The sequence below is a fragment of the Arthrobacter sp. TJ-58 genome (genome assembly GCF_058269295.1).
In genome coordinates this window covers 23,380-34,360 of sequence record NZ_JBZCNM010000001.1, presented here as the reverse complement: position 1 = coordinate 34,360, position 10,981 = coordinate 23,380, and the positions used below count along the sequence as shown (strand labels likewise).

Sequence of the window (10,981 nt, the reverse complement as noted above, 5' to 3'; positions counted from 1 at the left end):
GCTTACCGATGTGTCGGCGTCATAGCGCGCAGCATTCTGAAGACACAGCCGCATTGCGGGCCACGGCGTCAATTGGGGACTGACCCGTTGTCACTCGAACCGGCACCCGCGTAAGAGAGGAAATCAAAGCCATGAATCCCGTCCAGGAACTGGTTGTTAACTTTCAGGAGCTTGCGGGCCAAGTGCCCGAGATCATCCGGCCCTTTGTTGTGATGTTTGCCGGGGCCGTTCCGTTCATTGAGGGCGAAGGAGCCTCCTTGATCGGCATGGTCGGCGGGCTCAACCCGATTGTTGCAGGTGTTGCGGCCGCCGCCGGCAACTTCTTGTGCGTGCTTATCGTGGTGCTGGTGACATCGCGGACCCGCACGGCCGTCGTCAAGCGGAGCAGGGACCGAGCTGCGCTCCGAAGCCCCGCGCTTGTCCCGGGTTCCACCGGTTCCTCAGGAGCTGCTGTTTTCGAAGACCCGGCACCGGCCAGGCACGAGACTAAGGGCCAGCAGCGTTTCAAGACGTGGCTCATCCGCTTTGGCGTGCCCGGCGCAAGCATCCTTGGCCCCCTCGCGATCCCGACCCAGTTCACTTCCGCGATCCTTATCGCCGGAGGAACCTCTCGAGGCTGGGTGTTGCTGTGGCAGGCTGTGGCGATCATCATCTGGACCACCGTAGCCACTGTGTCGATCTGGGCGGCACTCACCTTCGTCGTCGGGGTCTGAGCTCCCGCTGCCCGCCTGGACAGCCCCGGGTCCGGGCAACACAACACCGAGAAGGAAACTTCAATGGCACCTTACAAGACGGTGAAGTCCGGAGACGGGCATGCGCTTCCGAGCTTCCGCTGGTGGCAGCTGTTCACCCGTTCCCTGCTGCACCTGTACCTCTCCGGCGAGGGCGGCAAGGCGGAGACCTGGTCCGTCGATGTCCGGCATGGGGGTGACGAGGATGGAGAGGCGTATGTACGGCTCTACCGCAACGGCGTCAATCGAGCCCGGTCTTCACTCCCTGCCGCGTTCCCGGTGCCCGGCGGCACCATCGAGGTTGAGGTCAGCGGTTACGGGCTCAAACGCTGCCACTACGTGAGGTCCGACGGAACAGAGCAGCAACTGGTACCCGATCCCGCCTCAGCCGAAGGCCGGCGTGCCCGCCTGCAGCAAACCAACCCGGCGCTGAGCCGTGGCTTGGGCACCGCGTCGCTGATTGTCCTCTTGCTTGCCCTCGTGCTGGGCGTGCCCCAGGCCGTCGAACAGATCACGCTGTTCCCACCCATCGCGGAGAACGTGGGCACGTTTTACAGCCCCTTCACCCTTCCGGCTACAGCGAACATCGGGCTTGTCCTGGCAACGCTCGCAGCGAGCACAGAGCGCGCACTCCGTCTGCGATATAGCCGCATCCTTGACGGCGGCTTTTTCGGAGGCGATGACTAGGGTGCTTTACGGCACTTTAAACGACAAAAGCCCGGCAGAACTTTCGTTCCGCCGGGCTATTTGTCGGGTTGACAGGATTTGAACCTGCGACCCCCTGACCCCCAGTCAGGTGCGCTACCAAGCTGCGCCACAACCCGCTGTTCTGCCGGTTTATTTCCGGCCGAAGCAACTCGAATACTCTACCCCATGATTGGTGAATTTCCCGAATCGGGAAAGCCCCGGAGGCCACACAGGCATCCGGGGCCCCAAATGCTAGCGGTTCTTGCCGCGCTTTTCGCGCACGCGCATGTTAACTTCAATGGGAGTTCCCTCGAAGCCGAACGTCTCACGCAGGCGGCGGGTGATGAAGCGGCGGTAGCCCGGATCCAGGAATCCGGTGGTGAAGAGGACAAACTTCGGCGGGCGTGAGGATGCCTGCGTGCCGAAGAGGATACGGGGCTGCTTGCCGCCGCGCACCGGGTGCGGGTGGGCTGCCACGAGCTCGCCAAGGAAGGCATTGAGCTTGCCGGTGGGGATGCGCTTGTCCCAGCTCTCCAGTGCCTTATCCAAAGCGGGAACAAGCTTGTCCTTGTGCCAGCCGGTCATGGCCGAAATGTTCACGTGCGGGGCCCACTCCACATGGGCCAGGTCGCGCTCGATCTCGATCTGCAGGTAGCGGCGTCGCTCGTCGTCCAGCAGGTCCCACTTGTTGAAGGCCAGCACCAGGGCGCGGCCGGACTCGATGGCGAGCTGCAGGATGCGGACGTCCTGTTCGCTGAGGACTTCGTCCACGGCCAGAAGGACCACGGCAACCTCGGCCTTTTCCAGCGCGGACTGGGTACGCAGCGAAGCGTAGAAGTCGGCGCCCTGGGCCATGTGCTGGCGGCGGCGGATACCGGCGGTATCCACGAAGCGCCAGGTGCGTCCGCCAAGCTCGATGAGCTCATCCACCGGGTCGCGGGTGGTGCCGGCGGTGTCATCAACGACCACGCGCTCGGTACCGGCCAGCTTGTTCAGCAGCGAGGACTTGCCCACGTTCGGGCGGCCAATCAGCGCGATGCGGCGCGGGCCGCCGGTCTTGTCCAGTCCACCGTAGGCGGAGTACTCCGGAAGGACCTCCATCATGGCGTCCAGCATGTCACCGGTGCCGCGGCCGTGCAGTGCCGAAACGGGGTACGGCTCGCCGAAACCGAGGCCCCAGAGCTGGGCGGCGTCGGCTTCGTTCTGGATGTCGTCCACCTTGTTGGCGACGACGATGACGGGCTTGCCCTTGCCGCGGAGCATCCGCACCACGGCTTCGTCGGTGGCGGTGATGCCAACGGTGGCGTCCACTACCAGCAGGACGGCATCGGCGACGTCGACGGCCACTTCGGCCTGTCCGGCCACACGGGCATGGATGCCGCGCGCGTCGTGCTCCCAGCCGCCGGTGTCCACCAGCGTGAAGTTCACGCCGTTCCAGGTGGCGGGGTATGACACGCGGTCACGGGTCACACCGGGGGTGTCTTCCACCACGGCTTCGCGGCGGCCCAGGATACGGTTCACCAGCGTGGACTTGCCCACGTTCGGGCGGCCCACGATGGCAACGACGGGATCCTGGCGCAGGGGTGCGTCGTCGTCGTATTCCTCGAAGCCGCCCTCAAGCAGCGCGGCGTCTTCTTCATCAAGTTCATAGTCGGACAGGCCGGCGCGCAGGGTTTCCGCGCGCAGTTCGGTCTCGGCGTCGTCCATATTGGCCAGGCGTTCGTTTACCTGGTCCTCTCCGGCCGGAACGTATTCTTCCTGGCCAGTCTCGTCGCCGGCAGCGCCGGAGTATGAGGAATTAGTCATTTTTGCTTTCTTTCCGTTGAGGTCTGCAGCACTGCAAGCAGGCCGTCTCCGGACGTTCAGCCCGGTAAGTGTATGTGGGTTCCGCGGGTATTAACACCGCAGTTCCACCAGTCCATTGAAACACGCGCGGCACCGGCAGGGCATTTGGGCCCTGCCGGTGCACGGCTGCTTGGTGTGTGGTGTTGGTCCTAGTGCGTGCTGGTGTACACGACGTCGAGCACCGCCTGGACGGTCTGTTCAAAGTCCAGATCGGAGGAATCGATGGTGACTACGCCGTCGGCGGCCTGCTGGAAATTGACCACCGTGGAGTCCTTGGCATCGCGCGTGAGGACCTGTTCCTTGAGCTGCGCCGCGCTCTGCGTGCCGCCCAGCTGGACGCCGCGCCGTCGCAGGCGGGCTTCTTCGGAGGCTGTGAGCAGGATCCGCACTTCGGCCCGGGGCGCGACGACGGTGGTGATGTCCCGGCCCTCGGCCACGATCCGCAGGCCTGAATCGGCGATCATCTGCTGCTGGCGGCGGACCAGTTCGGCCCGTGCCCCCAGCGTGGTGGCGACGGCGCTGACGGAGGAGGACACGTTGGGTTCGCGGATGGCATCCGTGACGTCGCGGCCGCTGACGCGGACCCACTCGGCGTCGGGAGAGGTGCTTAGGTCGATGTCCGCGGCGCGCGCGGCGGCCTCAACGGCGGCGGCGTCCGTCAGGTCGATGCCGGCTTCCATGCAGTACAGCGTTACTGCGCGGTACATGGCCCCGGTGTCGAGGTACGCCGCACGGAGCCGGCGTGCGGCTTCCCTGCTGATGCTGGATTTGCCGGATCCGGACGGGCCGTCAATGGCCACGACAAGGGGCTTTCCCAGCCGGAACTCGGCCGGATTACGTTCTACACTCACTGCACTACCTTCCACCCGCGGGCGCTTAATTCATGTACCAAGTTGTGCACCCGGCTCGGCAGGACGGAGATTTCCGCCCGGCCCACCTGCTGGCCGGAGGAATGCTCCAGCCGCAGGTCTTCCAGGTTCACGCCGATCTCGCCAATCTCCGTCAGCAGCCGGGCAATCTGTCCCGGCGTGTCATCCACCAGGACGGTGAAGGACACAAAGGACTGCGGCGGCGCTCCGTGCTTGCCCGGAATGCGGGCCTGCCCGGTGTTGCCTTCGGAAATCAGCTGCGCCATGTCCAGCCGGGCACCGTCGGCCACCGGATTTTCCAGCGTGGAGATCAGGCGGTTCAGGTCATCGCGGACGCCGTAGAGGATTTCCACCAGCCGCGGAGCGTTGCCGGAGAGGATCTGCACCCACAGCTTGGGGTCGCTGGCGGCAATCCGGGTCACGTCCCGCAGCCCGTTTCCGGCCAGGGCCATGGCCTGGCCGGGGGTGTCCTGCAGACGGCTGGCCACCAGCGAGGACATGACCTGCGGCAGGTGCGAGACCAGCGCCACGGACTGGTCATGATCCTCGGCGCTCATCCGTGAGACCACGGCACCCAGGTCAATCGCCAGCGCCTCGGCGCTTTTGACCGCCGCGGGTGAGCTCTCGGCCGCAGCACAGATGACCCACGGCATGGAGGTGAACAGCTCACCCAGCGCGGCAACGGGCCCGGACTTCTCCCGGCCCGCCATGGGATGGGTGCCCACGTAGCGGCTCAGGTCCTCGCCGGAGGCACGCAGATCCGCGAGCACCGCACCCTTGACGCTGGCAATGTCGACGACGACGGCGCCGGGCCAGTCCTTCAGCGCCTGCGCGGCAAGAGCCGCGGTGACGTCCGGAGGCGCGGCAACAACGACCAGTTCGGGGGCAAAGCCTTCCTCCACCGTTTCCAGCAGGCGGCCGGCGCCGATGTCCCGGGCCACGGCCGCCGTCGACGGCGAGATGTCCGACAGTGCAACGTCCACCCCGCGCGCCCGCAGCCCGAGCCCGATGCTGGTGCCGAGCAGGCCGGTGCCGATCACGAGAACGGGACCGGACAGGTGCGTAGCTGTTCCCTGTGCCGCGCCCACTGCTTAGAGGCCTACGGAGGCCAGCAGGTGGCCAACTTCCGTGCGGCCGAGCACGCGGATGCTGCCCTGGCGCTGGTCGCCCACGCGGATGGGGCCTACCTGGGTGCGGACCAGTCGCTCCACCGGGTGGCCGACGGCCTCGAACATGCGGCGGACAATGCGGTTGCGGCCCGAGTGCAGCACAACCTCAACGAGCAGGTGGCCCGGAGTGGAGTCAACCAGCTTGAAGGAGTCAACCTGCGCGAAGCCGTCCTCGAGGTCCAGGCCTTCACGCATCTGGGCGCCGACGCCGTGCGCCATCGGCCCGCGGACCTGCACGAGGTAGGTCTTGGGAACCTCGTAGGACGGGTGGGTCAGGCGGTTGGCCAGCTCGCCGTCGTTGGTCAGCAGCAGCAGGCCCTCGGTGTTGGTGTCCAGGCGGCCCACATGGAACAGGCGCTCGTGCTTGTTGGTGCTCTTGAGGAAGTCGCTGATGCACGGACGGCCCTCGGGGTCATCCATGGTGCAGACCACGCCGCTGGGCTTGTTGAAGACGTAGTACTTCAGGTGTTCGTCCAGCTGCAGGCGCATGCCGTCCACATGGATGGCAACCTGGGAGGGGTCCACGCGGACGCCTACCTCGGTGACAACTTCGCCGTCGACCTCCACGCGTCCTTCGCGGATCATGTCTTCGCAGACGCGGCGCGATGCCACGCCTGCCTGGGCCATGACCTTCTGCAGGCGGACGCCCTCGGGATCGTGATGATCCGAGATGACGGGCTTCGCCGGACGGCGGGTGGTGGTGCGCTTGACAGTGCCCAGGTTCTGGCCGAAACGCTCGTTGCGGAACGCTCGGTCGCCGCTCTTGCGCTGGCCGGCCTGCGGGCCTCCGGTGCGGGAAGCGCCGCCCTTGGTGCCGTACGGCTTGGCGGCCTTGGGCGCACCGGCCTTGTAGCCTTCGGGCTTGAACTGGCCGGAGCCGGCAGGCCGGGACTCGCCGGAGCCCTTGGAGGCTCCCTTGGCTGCGCCGGATCCCTTGCCGTCAAAAGCCCGTGAGGCCGCTGAGCGGAACTTTTCGGGACGGTTCTCAGCCGATTCTTCGCGGGGGCGGTAGCCGTTGGCGCGGAATTCGCCGGCGCTCATGCCGGGATCGCGCTGGGCGGAGCGGCCGCCGCGGGGTGCGCCGGTGCGGGAGCCGGCGGGCTTGGAGCCCTTGCCGAAGGACTTGCCGCCGGCTGCTCCCCCGCCGCTGCGCGGGTTGTTACGGCCTGATCCGGAGCGGGGTGCCTGTGTCATTAAAAGTCCTTCGGGTGTAGCGGTTAGTAAGTAGTGTCTTCAAATTCAGCCAGGTTTTCCAGCCCGGGCAGGTGCGGTGCGAGCCGCGGAAGTTCGTTCAGGTGGCCCAGCCCCAGCCGTTCCAGGAAATACGGCGTGGTCCGGTACGTCATTGATCCGGTCTCGGCTTCCACACCGGCGTCGTCAATGAGTCCGCGCTGAACCAGGGTTCGCATAACGGAGTCAACATTGACACCCCGGATGGCAGAGACCCGCGCCCTGGATACAGGTTGCCGGTAGGCAATCACTGCCAGGGTTTCCAGTGCAGCCTGAGTCAGACGAGCACTCTGGCCGCCCAGGACGAACTTCGAGACCACGGGTGCAAACTCGGCGCGGGAGTAGATCCGCCAGCCGCCGGCCACATCCCGCAGTTCAAAACCTCGCATTGAAGTGAAACTACGTACTGTGCCACCGGGTCCTCCCCCAGTATAACCGTCATACTCACGCTGCAGTTCCGTGAGGACCGCCTGCACCACCGGCACCGCAACCTCCAGGACCGCGGCAAGCTCCTCGGGCGTGACCGGTTCGTCAACCACCATGAGCACCGCTTCCACCGCTGCCCGGAGGTCGGCGGCCGCTTCGGCTGCGGCTGTTTCCGGCAAAGGTCCTGCTTCAGCTTCTGCTTCGGCTTCTGCTTCGGCGGCGGGTTCGGAATCCTGTCCGCGCCCGGCAGGAAGTTCCGGAAGCTCCGGTTCAGCCAACGGATTCTGCTGCATGTCTCTCCAAGGGATTGCTCTCAGTAATCTTGCCCGCTCCCCCGGCGGCCGGCCAGGTCCCGGGTGACGCGGACCACAGAATCACCAGTTCGCCCAGCGGATCGGGCTGGTCGAAGGACACGGCCGCGTCCCGGAACAGTTCCAGCAGCGCCAGGAACCGGGCCACCGCAACCGAGCTGCCGGCGTCGTCCACCAGCGCGGTGAAGGTCAGCTGTCCCGCTGCCATGAGGCGGCGGGCAATGATGTCCGTCTGCTCCCGCACGCTGACCTTCGGCGCATGCAGATGCGTCAGGCCCACCGTGGCGGGGGCAGGATCCCGCGGAGTGAGCGCCTTGGTGGCCAGAGCCGCGAAATCCTGCGGGCCGGTGCGCCAGATCAAGTCCGGGAGCATGGCCGCAAAATGCGGTTCAAGGCTCACCTGCCGCGGAAAGCGGTCCGCTTCATCCCGGAGCCTGCTGTCCAGGAGGCCGGCAATCTCCTTGAACGCGCGGTACTGAAGGAGCCGGGCGAACAGAAGGTCGCGGGCTTCCAGCACAGCTACGTCTTCAGCGTCCTCCACGTTCCCGGCCGGCAGCAGGCGGGCTGCTTTCAGGTCCAGCAGGGTAGCGGCGATAACAAGGAACTCGCTGGCTTCATCCAGTGCCCAGGCCTGCTCTTCGTTGCCGAGGGCGCGGATGTAGCCGATGAAGTCGTCCGTGACGGCGGCGAGGGCTATTTCGGTGATGTCCAGTTCATGCTTGGAGATCAGTCCCAGGAGGACGTCGAACGGTCCGCTGAAGTTCTCCAGCCGGACCCGGAAGCCGCGGACGGCCGGGGTGGCTGGTTCCGTTGCCGCGGAATCCACAATGCCTGCTGCCACAGCGGTTAGGGGGCACCGCCGCGTGAAATGAGTTCCTTGGCGAGGCGGCGGTAGGAGTCGGCGCCGGGATGGTTGCCCGCGTAGGTGGTGATGGGCTCCGCGGCGACGGTGGCGTCGGCAAACTTGATGGTCCGCTTGATGACGGTCTCGAAGACCTTGTCGCCGAAAGCTTCCACGAGGCGGGAGATGACTTCGCGGCTGTGGAGCGTCCGCGCGTCATACATGGTAGCGAGGACGCCGTCGATCTGGAGGCCGGGGTTGAGCCGGTCCTGGACCTTTTCGATGGTTTCCACGAGGAGTGCGACCGCGCGGAGGGCGAAGAACTCGCAGATCAGCGGGATGATGACGCCGTGGGCGGCGGTCAGCGCGTTGACGGTCAGCAGCCCCAGGGAGGGCTGGCAGTCAATGAGGATGACGTCGTAGTCATCTGAAACCTTGCGCAGCGCGCGTTCCAGGACCTGTTCGCGGGCCACCTCGTTGACCAGCTGCACTTCAGCAGCGGAGAGGTCAATGTTGGCGGGCAGCAGGTCGATGTTTTCGATGCCCGTCTCGTGGATGGCCTCGCGGATGTCCACCTTCCGGTCCATCAGCACGTTGTAGACGGTGAGGTCCAGCTCATGCGGGTTGGTGCCCAGGCCTGCGGAAAGTGCACCCTGCGGATCGAAGTCCACGAGCAGCACCTTGCGGCCGGCTTCCGCCAGGGCGGCACCGAGGTTGATGGTGGACGTGGTCTTGCCCACGCCGCCCTTCTGGTTCACCATGGCGATGATCCGGGCGGGACCGTGCGAGCTGAGCACCGGAGGTTCGGGGAATTCCGTCAGCGGGCGTCCGGTCGGTCCCATCACGGAATCGGCCCCGTCCAGTGTTGCGTCCTGCAGAGTTGTTGAACTCTGATCGCTGCTCACGTATTAATCCACGCTTCCGTCTCTAGCTGTCCTGCCGGCTGTCCCTGTCAAGATTACAGCCGTGCAACACCTATACCGCGAATCGGCGCCGCGAGGACCCGCGAGCCTTTACTCTCAACTAGAGGTCGAACGTTGGGCTTGGGGCACATTTCCGGCCCAGTTGGTTCCGTGCGTGCGGCCCTTCGCGCAGATATCGGGCCCAAAATGAGCCCGGCCAGATCCTTCGCGCAGCTCACGGGCCCAAAATGAGCCCGGCCAAATCCTTCGTGCAGCTCACGGGCCCAAAATGAGCCCGGCCAAATCCTGCCCGGTATCTGCACGATGAATGCCGAATCGGATGCCGGTAGTGCTCGCCGGTTCCGGGTCGACGAGTGTCTTCCGTGAACGTGACCGGGTGCCTTGTGAATGCAGGTGAAAGTGCGTCTTGCAGCCGTACGGCTAAGGGCGCCTCCGCAGGTAGCGGAAGCGCCCTTAGCGCCGGACTGAATCCGGTTAGGGAACCCGTGCGATTAGCGGACCGCGGTGGTTTCCAGCTCAGCGTCGGGAGCCTGCTGTTCCCCGTGGCCATCCGTTTCCATCGTGGATTCGTCGAACGGTCGTTCGCGGTTCAGCACCGCGGTGACCTGTTCCTTGTCGATTTCCTTGGTCCAGGTACCGATCAGGACGGTGGCGACGGCGTTGCCGGTGAAGTTGGTCAGCGCACGGGCTTCGGACATGAAGCGGTCGATGCCGACAATCAGGCCAACGCCCTCCACCAGATCCGGGCGGTGTGACTGCAGTCCGCCGGCGAGGGTGGCCAGGCCGGCGCCGGTGACGCCGGCGGCACCCTTGGAGGCAATGATCATGAAGACCAGCAGGGAAATTTGTTCGCCGAGTTCCAGCGGCATGTTCATGGCGGAGGCTACAAACAGGGCGGACATCGTCAGGTAGATGGCGGTGCCGTCCAGGTTGAAGGAGTATCCGGTGGGCACGGTCACGCCAACCACGGGCTTGGAAACACCCAGGTGCTCCATCTTGGCGATCAGCCGCGGCAGGGCAACCTCGGAGGAAGACGTGGAGAAGATGAGCAGGTACTCGCGGCCCAGGTAGCGCATGAGCTTGAAGATGTTCACCCCGGTGCAGACCTTCAGGACACTGCCGAGGACCACTGCGATGAACAGTGCACAGGTGATGTAGAAGGCGATCATCAGCACGGCCATGCTCTTGATGGCATCGATTCCGGTTTCGCCGACGACGGCGGCAATGGCACCGAAGGCACCCACGGGCGCCAGCCACATCACCATGACCAGGATGCGGAAGACCAGCTTCTGCAGGTGGCCGATGAACGTGAGGATGGGGGTTCCGGCGGAACCCATCTTCTGCAGGGCAAAACCGACCAGCAGTGCAACGAAGAGGGTCTGCAGGATGCTTTCGCCGGTGAGCGAAGCCAGCAGCGTGGTGGGAATGATGCTCAGGACAAAGCCGGAAAGGCCTTCGGCGTCTTCGGCTGCCTTGGGGGCGTTCTCAGCGCCGGCGGCCAGGTCCAGGCCCTCGCCCGGGTGGATCAGGTTTCCCACCACCAGGCCGATGGCCAGGGCGAAGGTGGACATGACAATGAAGTAGCCCAGGGCCAGGCCGCCCACCTTGCCCACGGTGGCTGCTTTGGCGATCGAGCCGATGCCGAGGACAATTGTGCAGAAGATGATCGGCGCGATCATCATCTTGATGAGCGAGATGAATGCGGTCCCGATCGGCTTCAGGCCCTTGGCGAACTCAGGCGCCATCAGTCCCAGCGCAGCACCGAGGACCACCGCGAGAATAACCGCGATGTACAGAAAGTGTGTCTTGTCCTTCTTGCGCGGGCTCTTCGGTGAGCCCGCGCGTCCGGAAATGGTGGCAGATGCCATGCTGTGCTGCTCCTAGGCTTGGTTGCTGATCTGTTCCTGAGCGGCACCGGGACTGCGGTTCTCCGGGTGCGGAGCCGTGCG

General features: G+C 65.3%; 10 protein-coding genes and 1 tRNA gene. 2 read left to right on the top strand and 9 right to left on the bottom strand.

Annotated features, from left to right (window positions below; all coding sequences use genetic code 11):
• Positions 1 to 131 precede the first annotated feature (131 nt).
• Positions 132 to 713 carry a small multidrug efflux protein gene (locus AC4D2W_RS00165; RefSeq protein WP_490924915.1) on the top strand — a complete coding sequence of 194 codons (582 nt, stop codon included), beginning with the start codon at positions 132 to 134 and terminating at the stop codon, positions 711 to 713.
• Between the two features lie 63 nt (positions 714 to 776).
• Complete coding sequence (locus AC4D2W_RS00160) at positions 777 to 1,418, top strand: hypothetical protein (protein WP_490924914.1); 642 nt, start codon at positions 777 to 779, stop codon at positions 1,416 to 1,418.
• Positions 1,419 to 1,481: 63 nt separating this feature from the next.
• Here the strand turns inward: AC4D2W_RS00160 and AC4D2W_RS00155 are convergent.
• From AC4D2W_RS00155 to AC4D2W_RS00115, 9 genes are all read right to left on the bottom strand, one after another.
• A tRNA-Pro gene (locus tag AC4D2W_RS00155) sits at positions 1,482 to 1,555 on the bottom strand.
• Between the two features lie 115 nt (positions 1,556 to 1,670).
• On the bottom strand, positions 1,671 to 3,224 hold the full coding sequence (der, locus tag AC4D2W_RS00150) for a ribosome biogenesis GTPase Der (RefSeq protein WP_490924913.1): 1,554 nt from the start codon (positions 3,222 to 3,224) through the stop codon (positions 1,671 to 1,673).
• Positions 3,225 to 3,412: 188 nt separating this feature from the next.
• Positions 3,413 to 4,114 carry a (d)CMP kinase gene (cmk, locus tag AC4D2W_RS00145; RefSeq protein ID WP_490924912.1) on the bottom strand — a complete coding sequence of 234 codons (702 nt, stop codon included), beginning with the start codon at positions 4,112 to 4,114 and terminating at the stop codon, positions 3,413 to 3,415.
• Entirely contained in the window at positions 4,111 to 5,220 is a 1,110-nt protein-coding gene (locus tag AC4D2W_RS00140) for a prephenate dehydrogenase (protein WP_490924911.1), read from the bottom strand. The genes cmk and AC4D2W_RS00140 overlap by 4 nt, the downstream gene beginning before the upstream one ends.
• A 3-nt stretch (positions 5,221 to 5,223) precedes the next feature.
• On the bottom strand, positions 5,224 to 6,495 hold the full coding sequence (locus AC4D2W_RS00135; RefSeq protein WP_490924910.1) for a pseudouridine synthase: 1,272 nt from the start codon (positions 6,493 to 6,495) through the stop codon (positions 5,224 to 5,226).
• A gap of 23 nt (positions 6,496 to 6,518) precedes the next feature.
• Positions 6,519 to 7,250 carry an SMC-Scp complex subunit ScpB gene (gene scpB / locus AC4D2W_RS00130; protein WP_490924909.1) on the bottom strand — a complete coding sequence of 244 codons (732 nt, stop codon included), beginning with the start codon at positions 7,248 to 7,250 and terminating at the stop codon, positions 6,519 to 6,521.
• A complete protein-coding gene (locus AC4D2W_RS00125; protein ID WP_490924908.1) occupies positions 7,228 to 8,109 on the bottom strand; it encodes a segregation and condensation protein A in 882 nt (293 codons plus the stop codon). Before AC4D2W_RS00125 ends, scpB begins: the two co-directional genes overlap by 23 nt.
• 5 nt (positions 8,110 to 8,114) lie before the next feature.
• The gene (locus AC4D2W_RS00120) at positions 8,115 to 9,014 is read right to left on the bottom strand and encodes a ParA family protein (protein ID WP_490924907.1); all 900 of its coding nucleotides are present in this window, start codon (positions 9,012 to 9,014) and stop codon (positions 8,115 to 8,117) included.
• A 509-nt stretch (positions 9,015 to 9,523) separates the two neighbouring features.
• Positions 9,524 to 10,900 carry a cation:dicarboxylate symporter family transporter gene (locus tag AC4D2W_RS00115; protein WP_490924906.1) on the bottom strand — a complete coding sequence of 459 codons (1,377 nt, stop codon included), beginning with the start codon at positions 10,898 to 10,900 and terminating at the stop codon, positions 9,524 to 9,526.
• Positions 10,901 to 10,981 lie beyond the last annotated feature (81 nt).